The following is a 20,139-nucleotide window of genomic DNA, read 5'->3' on the forward strand; positions in this document are numbered from 1 at the left end:
CCGCGTCGATGTCGAGAATCCTCCCGGGCCGAAGCCAGGGAGGGTTCCGATAGCAAACGTCACTCAGGCAACGGTAGCTTTAGCGGCCGTAAACGCCAGCCGTACCGGCCGCGTCGTGAACGACCACATAGCGTCGGCCGGCGAGGGCGCCACCGAGCGCAGCAGCCATGGCACCCAGGATCAAGGCGACGGCGCCACCCAGAGCGGCTTTGGCGGCGGCCTTCGCGGCGGTATCCGCAGCTTCGCGGGCTTTCGCTTCGGCTTCAGCGGTCGCCTGCGCGATCTTGGCCTTGGTCTGCTGATACTGCGTAACCCACGCGTCGACTCGCTGCTCGGCGTCCTGCTGGCTGGCACCGGTCCGTGCCATGACCACATTCACCAGGGCCTGACGGTCGGCCTGCTGAACCGTGTCGCTTCCCGACGTAATGATGCGCTGCGCTACCGCCTGCACATCTTCCCCCGTGCCATTCTGGCTTGCGTTATTCAGCTGATTGAGCGCGCCCTCGGTCTGCTGTTTGACGGCCTCCGGCTGCAACGCCGGCTTGCCGGTCTGGGCCATCAGCTCCTGAGCCTGAGCCTTCAGCGAATCCATGGTGATGCCGTTCGCCGCCAGCTGTTTCTTCGCTTCGTCCGCCGCCGGACCCGCCGCTGCCGCGAGGCCGCTTCCCGCTGCCGCCGCGGTCGCACCGACCGCCGTGGCGCCGCCCTTTACGACGGATGCGAACGTCGAGGCCACCAGGTAAGCGCCGATCAGGCTGGCCAGCCCCCAGGTCACCAGCCCGTGCAGCATCGCATCCGTGCGGCCAGGCGCGGCCGCAAGATGCCCTGCCACCCAGCCGCCGGCCATGAGAGCAAGCACGCTGCTGATGCCCCACCATGCTGCCGCGCCAAAGCCATAGGCGGACGCATCCGGCGAATCGTGATGCACCGGATCGGCAACACTAAGGCCAACGCCAGCGCCGATGAGGCTCAGCACGAGCTGGATGACGACAGCGATGATGACGCCGGCGAAGATGGATCCCCAGGAAATGCGCCGGAGCAATGGAGAATAGGCATCGCTGCCTGGCAAGGAGTAACCCGATTCGGTGTGAATGGTGTTCATAGAAAAACCCTGTAGCCGCTGACCGGCAAGAAACGCCCGATGAAACCGGTACGCTCACGCATACCGATGAAGAAGCGCGGACAGTGTCTGGTGCGACGTGATCGAAGCGTGCGCGGGGCGTGTCGTCAACTATTCCGACTGATTCGACCTTACCGTTGTCCGGTGGCTCACCGGCTACAGGGATGTGACGTCCGGAGCGGGGGCGCCTTTAGTCCAGCGGACGCACCCAGATATTGCGGAAGCTGATCGGTTGCGAATGGTCGCCATGGGCCTGCAGCTTGATCGCCGCCGTCGTGTACGGCTTGTACTTCGGCTTGCCGATGTAGAAGGTCTCGCCGGTCAGTTCGGTGTGGTTTTGCACCAGCACGCCGTTGTGAAACAGCGTGAGGTACGCCGGCGACTTCACCGAGCCGTCCGCGGCGAACACCGGCGCGGTCCATACGATGTCGTAGGTCTGCCAGTCGCCAGGATGGCGCGCGGCGTTGACCAACGGGGCCGCCTGTTTGTAGATGCTCGCGGCCTGTCCGTTGACATAGGTCGCGTTTTCGAACGAATCCATGATCTGGACTTCGTAACCCTCGTCGCCGGGGCCGGTGGAGGCAAGGAACACGCCGCTGTTGCCGCGGCCCTGGCCCTCGCCGGTGATGTCCCTGGGAATCTGCCATTCCAGGTGCAGCTGATAGCTGTGGAAGCGCTGCCGGGTCTGGATATTGCCCGTGGTCTTGTCGACGGTGACGATGCCGTCGTGCACCTTCCAGGCCGCCGGCGACTGGTCTTTCGATGCCTCCCAACCACGGAGGTCGTGGCCGTCGAAGAGCACGACCGCATCGGACGGCGGCGCGTTCTCCTTTGCACCTGGAGTCACCACCTTCGGTACCGGCTCCCATCGTTCCGTGGCCTTCGGATCGTCTTGTGCCAGGGCGCAGGACGAGCCCAGGCTCGCGACAGTAAAGAGGGTGAACGTGGCGGCGCCGATGCGCTTCATGGGCATTCCTCTGGAAGATGTCATACGGTGCAGATCCTGTAAGCCTCGGCGAACGAATCGAAGGGATTCGGGCGCGATGGCGAAAATTCGTGAGCGATGAAGCCCTGGTAGTTCAGATCGGCGATGGCCCGGGCGACGGCGTGGTAGTTGAGCTCCTGCGTGCCGTCGATGTCGTGGCGGCCAGGTACACCGCCCGTATGGAAGTGACCGATCCACTGGATGTTGTCGCGGATGGTGCGAATCACGTCACCCTCCATGATCTGCATGTGGTAGATGTCGTAAAGCAGCTTCACGCTGGGAGAACCGAGGCCCTTGGTCACGGCCACGCCGAACGCGGTGCGGTCGCCCTGATAGCCATGATGGTCGACCTTGCTGTTCAGCAGCTCGAGGCACAGCGTGATGCCGTTTTCCGCGGCGTACGGCGCGATCTTTCCCAGTCCGGCAATGCAGTTGTCGATGGCCCGCTGGTCGTCGATACCGTCCTTGCGGTTGCCGAACATGGTGATGATGTTGGTGACGCCGGCGCGTTTGGCAAGCGGGATCGTGGTCTCGATCTCCCGGATCAGAACGGCATGGTTCGCCGGATCGTTGAAGCCCATCTCGATGAAGTTGTCCCGCCTGGCGGGATAACCCATCGATACGGCCAGGCCGTGATCCGTCACCACCGACCACTCATCGGCGTAGAGCAGATCGACGCCTGCGAAACCGAGGGCCTTCAGCCGCGTGCACAGCTCGGGAAGCGGGGCCCTGGAGGTCCAGCGGCTCAGCGATTGCCTGAGCCGGCCACCGCCGATAGCCGGGGCTCCCACCCTGGGGCCGCTTGTCGCGGCGGAGGTGAGCAGGGGCGCTGCGCCCGCCATCGCCGCGGCCGTGGCGATACGGCCCAGCGCGTTACGGCGCCCGATATCGGTGGTGTCGTCACGCATGCTCATTCGAGCCCCAGTATCTGGCGATTGAACGAACGCTCGCTACCCGACGAAGCGAAATCGTCGAAGGCGCGTTCGGTGACCTTGATGATGTGGTCGCGGATGAAGGGAGCACCTTCCTGCGCGCCCTGCTGCGCGTCCTTGATGCAGCATTCCCATTCGAGCACCGCCCAGCCGGGGTAGTCGTATTGCGCGAGCTTGCTGAAGATCGCACCGAAATCGATCTGGCCATCGCCCAGGGAACGGAAACGTCCCGGCCGGTCGATCCAGTTCTGGTAGCCACCGTAGACGCCTGAGCGTCCGTCAGGCCGGAACTCGGCGTCCTTCACGTGAAACGCGCGGATACGCTCGTGGTAGTGGTCGATGAACCGCAGGTAGTCCATCTGCTGCAACACCATGTGGCTCGGGTCGAACAGGATGTTCGCCCGCGGATGGTGGTCCACGGCGTGGAGGAAGCGCTCGAAGGTGGCGCCGTCGTGCAGGTCTTCACCCGGGTGCAGTTCGTAACAGACATCGACGCCCGCCTCGTCGAAGGCATCCAGGATCGGCTTCCAGCGCCGGGCCAGCTCCGCAAAGGCTTCGTCGACAAGCCCGGCAGGGCGTTGGGGCCACGGATAGAACAGCTGCCAGGCCAGGGCACCGGAGAACGTCGCGTGCGCCTTGAGGCCGAGGTTCCTGCTGGCGGTTGCCGCGAGCTTGAGTTGCTGCACGGCCCATGCCTGGCGTTCTTGCGGCTTGCCACGCAGCTCCGCGGGAGCGAAGCCGTCGAACAGGCGATCGTAGGCAGGGTGCGACGCCACCAGCTGCCCTTGCAGGTGAGTGGAAAGTTCCGTGACCTGAAGGCCGTGCCCGGCCAGCATACCGATGATGTCGTCGCAGTAAGCCGTGCTGGCGGCGGCCTGCTGGAGATCGAACAGGCGTCGATCGTTGGAAGGGATCTGCACGCCGACAAAGCCAAGCGACGAGGCCCAGCGCGCGATCTCGGGCAGCGAGTTGAAGGGCGCCTCGTCCGATGCGAACTGGGCGAGGAAGATGCCGGGACCCTTGAGTGTCTTCATATCAGATCTTCAGTGAGGCTTCGACCGCCCAGGCATGTCCGTTGCCGGCCTGGGATAGCGGGATATCGGGCTGCCAGCGGGCGGGTACCGGGTCGTACTGAAGCACTTGCGTGCAACCGGGCTGGGAGAGAAAGAAGCCCAGCATCGTGAGCTTCTTGGTCATGAGCACGAAGTCGCTGGCCGGGGGCAGCTTGCCACCCTTCGGTGCGGCGAGCGCCTCGGCGTGAAGCTTCTTTACCAGCGCTTTGCGTTGCGCGTCGCTCAGCTGGAGAAAGGGCTTGCCACCGGCCTTGTCGAAGGCGGCCGCGGCGTCGAGGTAGCGCGCTTGGTCATCTTTTGCATAGACCGCCTTGAACAGCTGGTCCATGAATAAAGGGACGCCCGCGTCGACCGCGCCCGGCGTATCGGTGCGCGGGATGATGATGTCCGACACTGCGCCAACGAGGCTGTACTGCGCCGGGTCGAAGAATTCGGGCCTGGCGGCCGGTGCTTGCGACGCGGCGTGCGCGTCGAACACCGCCAGGAGGGACGGTCCCGCGATGGCGCCGATGGCCAGCGCGGACATGCTTTTCAACCATTCGCGACGATTCATGGGCGGTCCTCAGAGATTGCCGCGCTTGAGTTCTTCCACGGCGTGGTTGGCCGCGCGTGCGGTCAGCGCCATGTAAGTGAGGGACGGGTTCTGGCAGCCGGATGAGGTCATGGCCGAGCCATCGGTCACGTAGACGTTCTTGCAGGCGTGCATCTGGTTCCATCCGTTGAGCACCGAGGTCTTCGGATCGCGGCCCATGCGTGCGGTACCCATTTCATGGATGCCGGCGCCGACGTTCGCCTTCATCGTGAAGTGGCTCACGTCGCGGTAACCCGCACCGGTGAGCATCTCCACCGCGTCGTCGATGATCGCCTTGCCCATCGCGATCTCGTTTTCCTGGTGGGCCGCGTCGAAGTTGAGGACCGGCATGCCGTACTTGTCCTTGTGGCTGCGATCCAGCGTCACGAAGTTCTTGTGCGAGGGCAGCATCTCGCCGAAGCCCATCATCGACACGTACCACGGGCCGGGCTCCTGGGCGGCGCGCTTCAGGTCTTCCCCCAGCGCGGCCTGGTCGACGAGGCGGGTCCAGTCCTGCCGGCCCGCGCCCCCCTGGAAGCCGAACCCGCGCAGGTACTTCTGCCGGTCGCTGCCGATGTTGCGGTAGCGCGGGATGTAGAAGCCCGTGGGCCGGCGGCCGGCGTAGTAGCGGTCTTCATGACCCTCCACCATGGCGCGCGCACCGGTCCCGAAAAGGTGATCCATGATGTTGTGGCCGAGCTCGCCGCTGTCGTTGCCGAACCCGTTCGGGAAGCGGGTGGAGGTGGAGTTCATCAGGATGTGTGCGGTGCCGAACGTGGAGGCGCACATGAAGATCACTTTGGCGAAGTATTCGGTCTGGTGCCCGGTGTTGGCATCGAGCACGCGCACGCCGGTGGCCTTGCCCTTGTCGTTGTCGTAGATCAGCTCGTACACGATGGCGTCGGTCACCATCGTCATGTTGCCCGTGCGCTCGGCGGAGGGCAGGGTGGACGAGTTGCTGCTGAAGTAACCGCCGAAGGGACAACCGCGCATGCACATGTTGCGGTACTGGCAGGTGCCACGCTGCGGGCTCTGGTCATGCTTGAGCGGGGCGGACAGGTTCGCGGTACGCCCGATGATCAGCTTGCGCCTGAACTTGCTGTCCAGCTTGGCCTGAAAATCCTTCTCGACGCAGTTGAGGTCCATGGGCGGCAGGTAATTGCCGTCCGGCAACTGCGCCAGATGATCGTTGTTGCCACTGACGCCGATGAAATGCTCGACGTGGTCGTACCACGGGGCGATATCGTCGTATCGGATGGGCCAGTCCACGCCCACGCCTTCCTTGCCGTTGGCCTCGAAGTCCATCGGGCTGAGACGGTAGCTCTGCCGGCCCCACATCAGCGAGCGCCCGCCGACGTGGTAGCCGCGGAACCAGTCGAACGGCTTGGTTTCTTCGTACGGGTTGTCGATGTCGTCGGCAAACCAGTGCTTGGTCGACTGGGTGATGCCGTAAAACGACGGGCGCGTGTGCTTGGGCCAGCGGGCGAGGTCCTCCTGCGTCGGCTCGTCACCGTATGGCAATTCCCACGGCGCCTTCATGGCGGTGGGGTAATCCAGGTGCTTCACCATCGGGCCGCGGTCGAGCACGAGCGTCTTCAGCCCTTTCTCGGTGAGTTCCTTCGCCGCCCAGCCACCGCTGACACCGGTGCCGACAACGATCGCGTCGTATGTGTTCTTTTCCATGCTCAAGCCTTCAGCGCAGCGGATGCAGGTAGTTGAAATCGACGCGTGCGGCGTCAAGCGAACTCATGCGGGTGTATGGGCCTTCCTGCTCGACGAAGCAGTGCTTCAGTCCGTTGGCCTCGGCCGCCGCCATGATGGGTTTGTAATCCAGCGTGCCGCGTCCAAGCTCGGCGCCCGGGTAATCACCTGCATGGCCGGGGAGGAAATCCTTGGCGTGCATCAGTGCGATGCGGCCTGGGTTGGCCCTGAAATACCCGGCCGGATCCTTGCCACCCGCATGCGCCCAGCCGCAGTCCAGCTCGAAGTGCACGAACGTCGGGTCGGTCTCCGCAAGCAGGATGTCGTAAAACGTCTTCCCGTCGCCCACGTCGGTGAACTCCGCGTGGTGGTTGTGATACGCGTAGCGCAGTCCGGCTTCGTGGGCTCTCTTGCCCAGCGTATTCGCACGTGCGGCGATGCGCCTGGCGTCATCCAGGGTGTAGGTCGGCTCGCCCGGCTTCCCGCTTTCTTTTTGCAGGATCGACGGCAGCGAGCTGCTGACGATGTACTGCGCGCCGAGCGTATGCGCGGCCTTTATGCCCGGCTCGAAGCCGAGGCTGTCGAAGTGCAGGCTGGGGCAGCCCAGATCGGCGACCTTCAACTGGTCGCGCAGGCTCTCGGCCGTGCTGGTCACGATGGCTTCGATCTCCGTATACCCGATCGCCTTGAGCGTTCTGAGCGTGCCGGCGGGATCGGCCTGATAGGCGTCGAGCACCATGTACAGCTGGATGCCGAGGCCCTTGCCCGTCGATGCGGCGGCAAGGAGTTTGCCTGGCGCAGCGAGGCCGAGGCCCAGCGCGGTGCCGAACACCGCGGAGCGCGCGAGGAATTGCCTGCGATTCATCATGTGGGACGGGTTCCGGGTGAGTGGGCGCCGACGACGCCACTGGCGATGGCCGCCTTGCGATCCTTGAACAGCAGGACGAACAGGGCGAAGACGGCGGCGGCGAAGGCGCCGGCGATGATCCAGATGCCATGCCAGTCATGGCTGCCATCGGCGCGGGTATAGGTCTGGACCACGATGCCCGAAAGCCACGAGCCCACGAACATGCCCAGGCCGTACGTGAGGAAGGTGATCAGGCCCTGTGTGGCCGCGCGCAACGCTGGCGGTGCCTCGCGGTCGATGTAGATCTGGCCGACGACGAAGAAGAAATCGAAGCAGACGCCGTGCAGGACGATGCCCAACCAGAGCATCCACATCAGCTCGCCGCTGCCGCCGAAGGCGAACATGCCGTAGCGCACCACCCAGGCGAGCATGCCGACGGCGAGCATCCACTTCACCCCGAGGCGGCGGAAGAACCAGGGAATGAGCAACATGAAGAACAGCTCGGACATCTGCCCGCCGGTCATCTTGCCGGCGGCGTTCACCACGCCGACCTCGTTGAGGAACAGATTGGTGAAGGCGTAGTAGAACTGCAGGGGGATACAGATCAGGAACGAGGCGAGGGCGAACACGAACATGGAACGCTCGCGCAGCAGGTGCAGCGATTCCAGCGGCAGGGCATGGCGCAGTTCGAAACGGGTATGGCGAGCCAGCGGCGGTGTCGGCGGGAGGGTGAAGCAGTAACCGGCCATCACCACCGAGAGGCCGGCAGCCAGGAGCAGGGGAGATGCCGTGGCTTCCACACCCCATGCGCCGACCACCAGGCCGACCACGATCCAGCCGATACTGCCGAACACGCGAATGGCGCCGAATTCCTCCTGCGGACTCGCGATGTGGCGCATGGCCAGCGACGCCGTGAGGGCCAGCGTCGGCATGTAGCACAGGCTGTAGGCAAGCAGCGGCGCGTAGACCATCGCGAACGTCGTCTGCTGCGCGGCAACCACCAACAGGACGGCACCGAGCAGATGCAACAGTGTCAGCACCCGCCGCGTATCGAACAGGCGATCGGCGAGCAGACCGACGAACAGCGGTGAGATGATCGCGCCGACGGCGGTAGTACCCGCGACAGCACCGATTTCCGTGCCGGTGAAATGCAACGTCTTGCCGAGCCAGGTGCCGACGGTGACGTACCACGCACCCCAGATTCCGAACTCGAAAAGCATCATCACTCTAAGGCGCCATTTCATCCGCGTTTCCTCGTGGGTCGTGTGGGGGCGAGTGGATCTTCAACGGGCTGCCACGCGCCGCCGGCGGCATGGCTTCTGAGCATGGCGTCCACGACGAGGCTGTTGCGGTAGCCGTCGGCGAACGTCGGCAGCGCAAGGGGTTTCGCCTTGGCCGTGGCGCCGGCGCGGATCCATGCGTAGGCATCCGCGATCACATTGCGGAACGCATCCGCCCAGGCTTCGGGATGGCCCGCCGGCAAGTGGGCGTACGCACGCGCGCCGGGCTCCATCAAGGCGGGATCGCGCGTGAGCACCTGGTTGGCCTTGTCGTGATGACCCAGCCAGAGTTCGTTAGGCTGCTCCTGCCGCCACGCCAGCGAGCCTTCGCGCCCGTTCACCTCGAGGCGCAGATCGTTCTTGTGACCCGGCAGCACCTGGCCCACGGTGACGCAGCCGCGTGCGCCGTTATCGAAGCGCAGCAGCACGCTCGCGAGGTCTTCGCTGGTGATCTTGCGTCGCTTGCCGGAGCGCGTCGCCGATCCGGAAAAGGCTTTGGCCGAAGCATTCGGCGCCTCACGTACCGGCACGACCGTGTGCAGGTCGGCCAGCACGGCGGTGATCCGCGCGCCGGTCACATGTTCGGCCAGGTCGCACCAGTGCGACCCGATATCGCCCAGAGCGGAGCTGGCCCCGCCGAGCCTGGGGTCCAGCCGCCAGCTATACGCACGTTCGTCGGTGAGCCAGTCCTGCAGGTAGCACCCATGCACGAAGACAGGCTTGCCGATCGCCTTATCGGCGACCATGGCACGCGCCTGCTGCACGAGGGGATAGCCGCGATAGTTGAAGGTGACGACGTGGGCGAGGTTCGCCTCGCGCGCGGCTTCGTAAAGCTCCCGTGCCTCCTGCATGGTCGCGGCGAGTGGCTTGTCGGAAATGACGTGCTTGCCGGCGCGCAACGCCGCCAGAGAAACCTCGCGGTGCAGATGGTTCGGCGTGGTGTTGTGCACGACCTGAACGGCAGGGTCGGCAAGCAGTTCGCGGTAATCCGCATACGCCTTGCCGGCATTCAACTCACGCGCCCGCTTCGTCGTGGATTCGAGACGGGAGCCAGCGATGCCGACGATGTCGACATCTCCCAGCCGACGCACGGCGTCCAGGTGATGGGCTGCGATGAAGCCTGGGCCGACGAGCCCCATGCCGAGACTCATCGATCGTTCGTCCTGGCGCTTGTCGATAGCGACTTGCTTGCCATGTTTCCCCCCGACGGTCTTATGCCGCCGAAATGTATTCGATTACATTCGATGCCACGCGGTGCGAAATAAGTGCGACCTGCATGGATTTCCCATATTCACCGCGTCGGGTGGTGGAACCGCGCCCTGAACATGCCAAGATATGTATCAGACGTACGAAGCGACCTGCAACGATTTTATGTAATCCATTACATTGCGGCGCAGCATATTTTCATTGCGGCCAGCGCTTGCTGGCCAGTTCGAAAAGGCTGTGCAAAAGGATGATCAGCGCGTGAGTGCCGACGAAACAAAGCGGAAAGGGAAACGGGCCGCTCCGGACAAGGAGGCTGTCGCAGATGTTGCGCCGCGTCCTGCACGCGTGCGTACGGTGAAGGAGATCGCGGCCATCGCGGAGGTTTCCGTTGCAACTGTCTCTCGCGCGCTGCAGCGTCCCGAGCTGGTCAGCGAAGAGACGAGGCTGCGCATCCACGAGGTGGTCAGGCGGCTCGGCTATACACCGAATGCTCTTGCGCGCAATCTGCGCACGGCCCGGACACGCCTGATCATCGCGTTGCTCCCGGACATCGCCAACCCGTTCTTCTCGGAAGTGATCCGAGGCATCGAGCAGGTGGCGTACGAGAAGGGATACTCCGTCCTCCTCGGCGAGACGCAGAGCAGCCTGGTGCGGGAACAGACGTATGCCGACATGGTCGCGGCGCGCCAGGCGGACGGCATCATCACCATGTTCCATCGCGTGCCGGCCATTCCGATGGACGGGCGCCTGCCGCTCGTCAACGCTTGCGAGTACGTCAAGGACAGCGCTATTTCGAGCGTGTACGTGGACAACGTCGGCGCGGCCGCCGCGGCCGTCGAGTACCTCGTGACACTGGGCCATCGCGATATCGCGTTCATCGCCGGCCCCGGCTCCAGCCCCATCTGCGTCGACCGCGAAGAGGGCTACCACCTCGCTCTTAAGCGGGCGAAGATCGTTGCGAATCCGGCGCTGACCGCCATCGGCGACTTCTCCATAGAAGCGGGGGAGCGCGCCGTCGAGATGTTCCTGTCGCAGGGCCGGTCCTTCAGCGCCGTGTTCTGCTCGAATGACGAAATGGCCATCGGCGCGATGCGCGCGCTGACCGCCGCAGGCCTGCGCATTCCGGAGGACGTCTCGGTCGTCGGTTTCGACGACATACGTTTCTCCCGCTACACGTCACCCCCGCTGACCACCGTGTCCCAGCCGAAGAACGCGCTGGGCCGCGAAGCCATGACCATGCTCATCGAAATCCTCAACGATCCCCAGGTGCCTCCGCGCAAGCGCGTGCTGTCAGCCGATCTGGTTGTCCGTGGCTCCACGGGTCCTCGTCGGGACCGGTAATCGTTGCACTGCAAGAGGCGATCATTCTCCATGACTGACGAACCAAAGATCGAGAAAGCGCAGCCCACCCGCACCGCCGAGACTAGCGCGGGCCATCCGGGCAGCGTCAACAGTTCACGCCGCAGCTTCATCGCCGGCACGGCCATGGCGGCGACCGGGCTGCTGATCCTGCCCCGCCATGTCCTCGGCGGTCCTCGCCATACCGCACCCAGCGACCGGCTGAATATCGCCGGCATCGGTGTCGGCGGGATGGGCGCCGCCAACATGCGCGCCCTGGCCAGCGAGAACATCGTCGCCCTGTGCGACGTCGACTGGGGCTATACGGAAACATCCTTCCGCAAGATGTTCGCCGGGGTGGGCGAACTCCAGGCCCGGCTTGCCAGGGCGCCGACCGCTGCCAGGCGCAAGGAACTGGAGGACCGGATCGCGCAGACGAAGCTGCTGTCCGGCAAGTTCGATTCCATCAAGCGCTACACCGATTACCGCAAGATGCTCGAGCAGCAGAAGGATATCGACGCGGTGGTCATCGCCACACCCGATCACCTGCACGCGGTGATCGCCAGCGCGGCCATGAGCCTGGGCAAACACGTCTACGTACAGAAGCCGCTCACCTGGTCCATCTTCGAAGCCCGCGAAATGGCGCGCAAAGCACGGGAAAACCCGAAGATCGTCACGCAGATGGGCAATCAGGGCCATTCCACCGACGACACCCGCCTGATCCACGAATACATCGACGCCGGCGCGATCGGCGAGGTGCGCGAGGTGCACGCATGGACCAACCGGCCGCTCGGCTACTGGCCTCAGGGCGTGCCACGTCCGCGCGCGGTACCGAAGCCCGACGACGCAAGCTGGGACATGGATGCGGTGAACAGCCGCCTCGCCAATGCCATGACCGGCAACTACCCCATGCCGAAGGGCCTGGAGTGGGACCTGTTCCTGGGCCCGGGCCCCGTCATCGAGTACCACCCGCTCTATCACCCGTTCAACTGGCGCGGCTGGACGGACTGGGGCGTGGGTGCGATCGGCGACATGGGCGCGCACCTGATCGATTCGCCGTTCTGGTCGCTCGACCTCGGCTTCCCGACCTCGGTGGAAACGGTCTCGACTCCTTTCAACCACGAGTCGTACCCCACCGCGACGATGACGTACTACGACTTCCCGGCTCGCGGCGACAAGCCGCCCGTCCGGCTCACGTGGTACGACGGTGCGCTGCTGCCGCCTGGGCTCGAGGCGCTGGGGGCAGGGCAGATGCACGATGGTGGCGTGCTGTACGTGGGTGACAAGGGCAAGCTGGTGCACGAAACCTATGGCGACAACCCGCGCCTGCTACCGCACTCGCTGCAGGAGTCGGTGGGTACGCCGCCGCGGAAGTTCGCTCGCATCGAAACCTCGCATGAAATGAACTGGGTGGACGCCTGCAAGGGCAAGGGGCAGACGACGTCGCCCTTTGAATACGCCGCGCGGCTGACGGAGGTGATGTTGCTGGGCGTCGTGTCGCTGCGAGCGGGTGGGCGCATCGAATACGATGCGCAGAATATGCGCGTCACTAACATGTCGGAGGCGAACCAGTTCCTGCGGCGGGACTACCGGGCAGGGTGGTCGTTGTAAAGGGGTTCGTTTTTCTGATCTGCCGGGCTGGTGATGCAAGAGCCGCGGCCCGGCATCAGTTGTCCCCCTGGGTCTGTGCGCGAGGCAATGTGACCGCACGAACAAAGGCTGACAGGTCGCGATTGAAGCGCTCAGGTTCCTCCAGGAACGGGGCGTGGCCGGATGCGGCGTAGAGCTTGCTCTTGATTCCTGGGTTGATGGCTTTCGCCCTCGCGATGCTCGGCCCCGGCATGACCAGGGCATCGTGTTCGCCATAGATCAGCAGCAGCGGGATCCTTGCCTTGCTCAGTCCTTCGGCCGCATCGACCGTCATCGATGGCACGGCGCGCTGCATCTCCCAGGAAGCGAGCGCCGCATTCGCCAACAGGCGCGAGAACGTGGTCGCGTCCGGTTCTTCGTGGAAGCACAACCTGAGGAATGCGCGTTCCCCGTCCAGGTGGGTCTTCAGGTCGGTGGAGGTCATGTCGCGATAAACCTCCGGGTGGGCCGTGATTTGGTCGGGCTTCAACTCGATCACGCCGTCGACATAGACCGCGCCGGCGACGTCGCCGTCGCCATGGGTCGCCAGATAATTCGAGATGACCGCACCGCCTAACGACCATCCTACGAGCACGGGCTTATGTGCTCCTGTCGTTTCGATGACCGCAGCCAGATCATCGGCCCAGCGCCGTCCATCGCGGTAGGCGTCGGGATCCGTGGGCTTGCCGGACAGGCCGTGCCCGCGCAGGTCATACGTGATCAGCCGGTAATGGCGCAGGCGAGGATCCTGCAACTGCTTTTCCCAGTTGAGCCGGCTTCCGAGGAGGCCATGGATCAGGACGACCGGAGGACCGGCAGGATCGCCGGTTTCCTGCACGGCGAGGACGACGCCATCGGAGGCGGTGACGGTGTATGCCTTGTTTTCCGCATGCGCCGCCGGCGATCCCGCCAGCATCGCAAAGACGATCAGCAGCGCACCGAACGCGCGATAGAACCTCGACAGACACATAAATGATGACTCCTGGGTCGGTTGGACAAGCTCAGTCTGAACCCTCACACTGATGTGACTGTCAAGCGAAAAAACGGTGTCGCCTTCCATGTCTAAGCCACCGGCAGAAATGACCATCGGCGCGCTCGCGAAGGAAAGCGGTGCAAGCCTGCGATCAATCCGCCACTACGATGACAACGGGCTCCTGACCTCAGCTCGTGCGCTGAATGGCTACCGCCTGTTTTCCCGGGCTGCCGTGACCCAGGTCCGGCAGATCCAGCGCCTGATCGCCGCGGGATTCAGTCTGGCTGAGATTCGCGGATTTCCTGACTGCATGCGCATGATCGAAGGTGCCGCGGCCTGTCCGGAAACCAGTGACGTGCAGCGCCGGCGGCTCGCATCCATCGAGCGCCAGATCGCGGAACTGGAGCGGCGACGGACCGAACTGCGCGGGATGCTGTCCGAAGGGGTCTAGCGCGCCGGAGGCCTCACGAAGATTACCGGTCGACGCGCGTCCAGAGCCGATCGGAATTCTCGTCACGGTCCACGAAGCCGGGACCACAGTCGGGATGCCCGGCGTCGTCGGTGAACTAACTGTGTCGCGACATCATCTGGCGCCGTAGCCAGCTGACGAGAAACAGATGTTTATTCTTCGTGTCGCGGATTAAAAGACGAGCCTCGAAACTAGCGACGCGATATTAGGCACGAATGTCAATTTGCGCCGTCATTAATAATGGGATCGCGGCGGCAGTCCGAATGTAGCTGCCGTAGCCGCTCTTATCGATCTATCCTACGAAGTGCGCCCAGGAGCGCCATGGACCGAGACATGGAGCGATGACGCTACTTTGTTCCACAACCCCGCCGCTAAGACCCCACTTCCCGCGGACTGGTTCGATAGTGCGTCGAGTCATTCCTTGACTGCGGCGGACGCGCGACCCATTACCTTGCCCCGTAACCGTTTCAGATGTTTTAGGCAATGGGCGCGGACCTGGACACAACGCCTACATGCATCCGGGCGACAACAAGGTGAGGGCGTTCTGGACCACGTGTCACAGTGGCTCTTGCAACCGGGCCGCAAGGGCATTCAGCAGGCGTAGTTCCGTCTCCTCGACTACCCCCCCCGGACGTATGTCTCCTGTTACGTCTGACGTAAAGATGTCACGTGCAGAGCCATTCAGGCCTCAAGAAGGCACGGTCATCGGCCGGGCCAAATCTTGCGGAAGACCCGTTGAAAGTGTGTAAGCAATGCCCCGCGTCTTGAACTCGTTCTGAATCCATATCGTGAGCTTCATCGTCAGAGTCACGCACATGAGAAAGAATTGCTTACTCGCGCCGGAACTCCATTCATGACGTTGTGTCGCGCGCCGTCCCATTGCGTCCGAACCCTCACTTGAAATGACGGACTGGGAACACTTATTGACGTTTGTCTCAGGGAACGCATTGTCGATGAGAGTCATCAGTGACTCGATATCACCCGCGCTAGCTTCAAACTTCAGCCGATGGGAATAGCGGTTTCGAATGGTATTGATCTTGTCCAGCGCTTTTCGACCTGCATCCGGCAAACCTAGATTGTGTGCTATCGCGAGTTTTGTTTTAAAAGGAACAAAGTCTATCCCCGCGAAAAGATCATCGACGGCAGTTGTCTTGGCGCACCAGATGTTGATAAATTCTTCCATAATAAGATGGAACTTCAGGACAACGGTGCTCTCATCCTGAGAATTAAGCATGGACAGGAGTGTTTTGGCATCGAAGATATTGGTGAAGTCTCCTCCGACGGGCACATGGAGTTCTGAATCAGCCTTTGTCATTTCTACCTCCATGCTATGCGGCTTGGGACGCCATCGCTCGGGGTGTCGGCCGGCGGTTTAACGAGGCTCCGCACGACCTTGATCCGAGTTGGTTATATATAGCGCACGTTACGTATCCGTGGCAGGATCTGCGCTCCAAAGTCCCAAGCAACGGCGGCGCCTTCAACGGGTGCAGAGTATTGAAGGGATCTGCAGCTTCTTCAAGGACGTAACGACAACCGTAACGGCGCGATCAGCCTTGTGCCTGCCGCGCCAGGCGATCGGCGGTAACGATCAGAGCACCTCATCGTGGAGCGGGGGCTTTTCCCGCGCAAGACCGGTCACAGGGGAACCGCATGGAAAAGGACGAGCTCGCCCGCGCGTATCGGCGAGGGCTTGGCACCGCGACCGCCGAGCACCGCCTTCGGCCAAGGAGAGATCAATGAAAGACTGGAGATCCAGGGCGAGGGCCTACGTCGATGACCTTGTCGGCCGTTTTCACCGAGCGAAACAGGCAATGTGGCCCGAGCCGCCGACGAACGCGGCGATGGAGACGCTCACACCGACGATCCTGACCTCCCCGGCAGCCGCCCACTACGAGCAGGATCTGGTCCAGGCCATGGCCGATCCGCTCGTACGCAACATTGCGATCACCGGCGGCTATGGGGCGGGCAAGAGCAGCCTCATCCAAACGTTCAAGGCGAATCATCGCGAATTCCGTTACGCATCGGTCTCCTTGGCGACGTTTCGCAAGGATCGACAGCCTACCGTCAGTGCCGACGAAGCCGTCGTCGCCGCACAGCCCTCGGAGGTGACGGTCGGGGAACTGATTAATCAGATTGAGGAGACCATTGTCCAACAGCTGCTTTATGCAGTCCCGGCCGAAGAACTGCCTCGTACCCGCCTCAAGCGAATCGTTCAGCCGCCGCGAATGCCGGCGATCGTATCGACACTTCTACTGCTGGTGGGCATGTCCGCCGCGGCGCGCCTATATCTGGCCTCGATTACCCTGCCGAACGGCCCGTCGCTGACACCGCTGTGGGCGATCCTCGATATCATCCCGGCGCTATACGCCGTTGTTGCCGCGCTCGGTATTGGCGCCTATTTGCTTTATCGCGTCGTGCGCTCGCTCTCGCTGGTGAGCGTTGACGGCTGGTCGGTCAAGGGTGGAAAGCTGGAAAGCATGCAGTCCAGTTCTGTGCTGCACAAGAACGTCGATGAAATCGTGTATTGCTTCCAGCGCAGCCGCACCAACGTGGTAATCATCGAGGATCTCGATCGTTTCGGTATACAGGACGTCTTTTTTCGCTTGCGGGAAATCAACGCGATTATCAACGAATCCAACGTCGCGCAAACCGTCCGCTTCATCTACGCCCTCAACGACGAGCTTTTCGCGGGCAGCGAGAAGACCAAGTTCTTCGACTTCATCCTTCCGGTCGTGCCGGTTATTAATAAGGAAAACTCCACGGCCAAGATGACCGAGCTGCTCCGCAAGCGCGCGATCGAAGGGCTAAATTACGCCGAGCGCGTCGACGCCGACCTAATCGAAACCGTCTGCTATCACATCGACGACCTGCGGCTGGTCAAGAACATCGTCAACGAATTCGATGTTTTCGCCCGCACCATGATGTCGGACGTTAAGCTGGACTGCGACAAGCTCTTCGCGATGATCGCGATCAAGAACCTTCATTCAGACCTCTACTGGCAGCTGACCAAACGCAAGGGGTGCTTGTACGAGCTTATAGCAGGGTACCCGGACTGGCGAGCCGATCACGCTGCCACCGTCCGCGCGAGTATTGCGGTGCTGGAGCGAATGATAGACCGCAAACGGATGGATGCCGCGCGGCAGAAGGACGAGCTGCGCATGCTTGCGTGGTACCACATACAGATGCGCGGCGGTTCGAAGGAAATCCTCTGGCTCAAATTAGGTTACGAGAGATACAGCTTTGCCGAATTTCTAGGAGACGACGTCTTTGATGAGCTAACAACACCCACGTCGCAAGTGGCACTTATTAATGCCAACTCGCAACACATGGGTCTCATCAATGTGTCGGACGTGTTGGCGGACATCGACTATGACGTGAGGCTCGAGGCGATCAACGCGGACGACGAATCCCTTCATGCGGAGATCGCGACCAAGGCGGCCTATCTTGCCGATCTCCAGCAAATGCCGCTCAAGGACGGCATCACGACGGGTTATCAAGTCGCCATCGGCGACGAGCTAGCCAAGCTCCCCTTGGTGAAATACTTGCTGGCTTCGGGGCATCTTGACCAGGACTACTCGGACTACCTGAGTTACTTCTACGCTCATGCGATCAGCGTGGACGATATGAACCTACTGCTCACGTTACGACGCGGCGAAGCATGCGAGGTCACCGCGAGCATCGATGATCCGGAGAAGCTGCTGAAGAAGCTTCGGCCGGAATATATCGACAAGGGCAGGGGTCTCATCGCCCCGCTGGTCAATCACCTGTGTGTAGTGCGTGAAACAGGGGTGGGGCAGAGGTATACCTTGCTCCTACGCCGCATCCTCGACGACGCAAGGGATTATCCGAACCGCTTCGCTGAAGTGGCCAAGGCGCTGCTCTCGCGTGACAAGATGCGGTATGTGATCCGAACCGTGGCGTCGGAGGAGCCGCGCCTGCTGGGCGCGCTGCTGGCGAGCGATGGCCTATCCGACGACGATAGCCGCCAACGACTGGTCGTGGCCGTCTTCGAGACCCTTGAGGTCCACGAACTCTGGCGGATGTACACCGCCGACCAGACTTTTCGTGACGAGGTCGCGGGTATGCCTCGAGTTACGCTAATTGCACCCCACCTGGGCTCAGCGACGGGCGGCTGGGCGTGGATCGAAGAATCGCAGCTACGGTTCGGCCGTCTTGACCGGGGAACGGCGTCAGACGTACTGGATATGCTTGTGGCCCACGATGCGCTTGCTCCGACGCTGTCGATGTTGCGCTTGGTGGCGGCACCGGTCACCACAGCCAACCAGGCGAACGACTTGGTGACGATACAGCGGCTACGCGACGGGGCTCCTTCGACGATGGATGCGTTTCTCACGCGGCATATCGATGCCGTGATGGAGCATTTGCTAGCGCAGCCTGGGTATCTGGCCGAGTCGACGGAAGCGGCGCTCTGGGCGATCAATGAGGTGTCGACGATGGACCTTGCCGCCGACTACTTCGAGCGAACCACCTGTTCGTTCGCGACCCTCGATGTGCTTTACAATGCACTTTGGTCCAGCGCTCTCAAGGGCGACAGGGTGGACGATCGGGTCCTCGCGGTGTGGATGTTCGCGGACCATCTGCAGCAAGTCGCCGAGGGACTCGACGACACCGTCGACGCCGACCGGCAGGTATTGATCGATTACTTGGTCCGCCACGCAGGATCGCTTTCAGGCGAGCTGTGGGTTGACCTAAAGAATCACGCCCAGATGAAGGAGTGGCTCATTTCGGAAGCGCGCCTGCCTGATACGACAATGACGCTCCTTCTGGCTGGGACGATGGTTGACGACCCGTCAATCATCACGGAAAGGGTGACGGATAGTCGCCTTCTCGCACTTGCTTGCGCCGCCGCGTTGACCATAAGCGAGAGGATGTGGGCGGCACTCGCCGATCGCTCTGCTGCGGTGAAGGCAGCGTATTTGTCGAGCCAATGGGGGAGGTTAACAGGTACCGCTATCGAAGCGAGCATGCCCCTCGATGTCGCTTTCCTGCTTTATCGCGACGGAGTTCTCTCCCGGCAGGATGCGGTTCGTGTGTTCGGACGCTTCGAGCATGCCGCCTTCGCAGCGTCACCCGATGCGGTGGTTGTCATGGGGAAGTTGGCCGCCGAAGCGTGCGCCGCGAACGAGCCTTTCCCACCCACGCTGGTCCAGACCGCAGCGCACATTGCCGCCATGTCTGGCCTGGACCGGCAAACGGCCGCCCATCTGCTTGCGCAAGGCATGCCGGCGCTTGGATGGCCCGCAGTGATGGAGCTCCTCCAGCGATTCGACGACGATATGGCACGTTTGCAGCCACATCGAAACTTCGAAGTGGATCGCACCTCGGCGCGGGATTCTATTCTGCGGGCGATGGATTCGCGCAAATGGTTCTCATCCCTCACATGGAACGAGACGACCGTGAGGGGGCGCGTCAAGAAAGTCCCTTCCTAGACCATCGGGAGTCGCTGCCACGCTTCCGAAGGCTTTATGCAATAAGCGAGGGCAAGTTCACCAAAGAAGTGGGCAGGGCCAGCCGCAAGAGTCGTCAGAGGAGACATCGTCGGCCAGCTTGGCGCAACCGGCCACCAGCCGGAAGAGGGCCAAGATCAGTTCCAAAGCGCACGTTGCTCCTGCCCGAGCGGCTACGACGCTTCGTCGCACAGCATGGTTGCGGTTTGAGGATTATCATCATTCGCCCAATGCAGAACGGGTCGAAAACGGTGCAAGGAATGGATCGTGAACGAGCTTTGGCGCTAATTGAGCCGCAGTACGATTATCTCGCGCGACCGCGCCGCCTTCGTAGCGATGTGGCGGATGTAGAACTTGCGGGCAAATTGCCCAAATACTCGACAACGGCCAAGCCAATCACGCCACTGGAACCACCAAAGCTTATTTTACATAATATACATTATGCGAAGTTGGGATAACCGTGACGGCGCTACGCTGGGAACTCACGCGCTGCTGATTAACCACTCAGCACAACGGCTCCCAGCCACGTCCTCCGCGCCCGGGTGAA

At 62.5% G+C, this 20,139-nt stretch carries 15 protein-coding genes; 4 read left to right on the forward strand and 11 right to left on the reverse strand.

Annotated features, from left to right (window positions below; genetic code table 11):
• Window positions 1-79: 79 nt before the first annotated feature.
• From J2X57_RS01765 to J2X57_RS01805, 9 genes are all read right to left on the reverse strand, one after another.
• Window positions 80-1,102, reverse strand: a complete 1,023-nt coding sequence (locus J2X57_RS01765; RefSeq protein ID WP_309863059.1) for a hypothetical protein — start codon at window positions 1,100-1,102, stop codon at window positions 80-82.
• A 208-nt stretch (window positions 1,103-1,310) separates the two neighbouring features.
• Window positions 1,311-2,087: a DUF1080 domain-containing protein gene (locus tag J2X57_RS01770; RefSeq protein ID WP_309863063.1), complete on the reverse strand. Its 777-nt coding sequence runs from the start codon at window positions 2,085-2,087 to the stop codon at window positions 1,311-1,313.
• 20 nt (window positions 2,088-2,107) lie between these two features.
• A complete protein-coding gene (locus J2X57_RS01775) occupies window positions 2,108-3,013 on the reverse strand; it encodes a TIM barrel protein (protein ID WP_309863065.1) in 906 nt (301 codons plus the stop codon).
• Between the two features lie 2 nt (window positions 3,014-3,015).
• Window positions 3,016-4,071 carry a sugar phosphate isomerase/epimerase gene (locus J2X57_RS01780; protein ID WP_309863069.1) on the reverse strand — a complete coding sequence of 352 codons (1,056 nt, stop codon included), beginning with the start codon at window positions 4,069-4,071 and terminating at the stop codon, window positions 3,016-3,018.
• A 1-nt stretch (window position 4,072) separates the two neighbouring features.
• The gene (locus J2X57_RS01785; protein ID WP_043694001.1) at window positions 4,073-4,663 is read right to left on the reverse strand and encodes a gluconate 2-dehydrogenase subunit 3 family protein; all 591 of its coding nucleotides are present in this window, start codon (window positions 4,661-4,663) and stop codon (window positions 4,073-4,075) included.
• 9 nt (window positions 4,664-4,672) lie between these two features.
• Window positions 4,673-6,364: a GMC family oxidoreductase gene (locus J2X57_RS01790; RefSeq protein WP_036113240.1), complete on the reverse strand. Its 1,692-nt coding sequence runs from the start codon at window positions 6,362-6,364 to the stop codon at window positions 4,673-4,675.
• A gap of 10 nt (window positions 6,365-6,374) precedes the next feature.
• Window positions 6,375-7,247 carry a sugar phosphate isomerase/epimerase gene (locus J2X57_RS01795; RefSeq protein WP_309863075.1) on the reverse strand — a complete coding sequence of 291 codons (873 nt, stop codon included), beginning with the start codon at window positions 7,245-7,247 and terminating at the stop codon, window positions 6,375-6,377.
• On the reverse strand, window positions 7,247-8,473 hold the full coding sequence (locus tag J2X57_RS01800; RefSeq protein ID WP_090352008.1) for a nucleoside permease: 1,227 nt from the start codon (window positions 8,471-8,473) through the stop codon (window positions 7,247-7,249). The genes J2X57_RS01795 and J2X57_RS01800 overlap by 1 nt, the downstream gene beginning before the upstream one ends.
• The gene (locus J2X57_RS01805) at window positions 8,470-9,660 is read right to left on the reverse strand and encodes a Gfo/Idh/MocA family oxidoreductase (RefSeq protein WP_309863080.1); all 1,191 of its coding nucleotides are present in this window, start codon (window positions 9,658-9,660) and stop codon (window positions 8,470-8,472) included. The genes J2X57_RS01800 and J2X57_RS01805 overlap by 4 nt, the downstream gene beginning before the upstream one ends.
• A 400-nt stretch (window positions 9,661-10,060) precedes the next feature.
• Here J2X57_RS01805 and J2X57_RS01810 point away from each other — a divergent pair, with 400 nt between their 5' ends.
• Together J2X57_RS01810 and J2X57_RS01815 are read left to right on the forward strand one after the other, a co-directional pair.
• Window positions 10,061-11,056: a LacI family DNA-binding transcriptional regulator gene (locus tag J2X57_RS01810; RefSeq protein ID WP_309863084.1), complete on the forward strand. Its 996-nt coding sequence runs from the start codon at window positions 10,061-10,063 to the stop codon at window positions 11,054-11,056.
• A gap of 30 nt (window positions 11,057-11,086) precedes the next feature.
• On the forward strand, window positions 11,087-12,664 hold the full coding sequence (locus J2X57_RS01815; RefSeq protein ID WP_309863088.1) for a Gfo/Idh/MocA family oxidoreductase: 1,578 nt from the start codon (window positions 11,087-11,089) through the stop codon (window positions 12,662-12,664).
• Between the two features lie 55 nt (window positions 12,665-12,719).
• On the opposite strand, the gene J2X57_RS01820 is transcribed toward J2X57_RS01815, so the two are convergent.
• Entirely contained in the window at window positions 12,720-13,652 is a 933-nt protein-coding gene (locus J2X57_RS01820) for an alpha/beta hydrolase (RefSeq protein ID WP_309864352.1), read from the reverse strand.
• A gap of 109 nt (window positions 13,653-13,761) precedes the next feature.
• Between J2X57_RS01820 and J2X57_RS01825 the strand changes: the two genes are divergently transcribed.
• Window positions 13,762-14,106: a MerR family transcriptional regulator gene (locus J2X57_RS01825; protein WP_309863091.1), complete on the forward strand. Its 345-nt coding sequence runs from the start codon at window positions 13,762-13,764 to the stop codon at window positions 14,104-14,106.
• Between the two features lie 706 nt (window positions 14,107-14,812).
• Here the strand turns inward: J2X57_RS01825 and J2X57_RS01830 are convergent.
• A complete protein-coding gene (locus tag J2X57_RS01830) occupies window positions 14,813-15,439 on the reverse strand; it encodes a hypothetical protein (protein WP_309863094.1) in 627 nt (208 codons plus the stop codon).
• Window positions 15,440-15,860: 421 nt separating this feature from the next.
• Between J2X57_RS01830 and J2X57_RS01835 the strand changes: the two genes are divergently transcribed.
• Window positions 15,861-19,574 (forward strand): P-loop NTPase fold protein, encoded by a 3,714-nt coding sequence (locus J2X57_RS01835; protein ID WP_309863097.1) that lies wholly within the window; start codon window positions 15,861-15,863, stop codon window positions 19,572-19,574.
• Window positions 19,575-20,139 lie beyond the last annotated feature (565 nt).

This window comes from Luteibacter sp. 1214, from assembly GCF_031455395.1.
In the GTDB taxonomy this organism is placed as follows: domain Bacteria; phylum Pseudomonadota; class Gammaproteobacteria; order Xanthomonadales; family Rhodanobacteraceae; genus Luteibacter; species Luteibacter mycovicinus.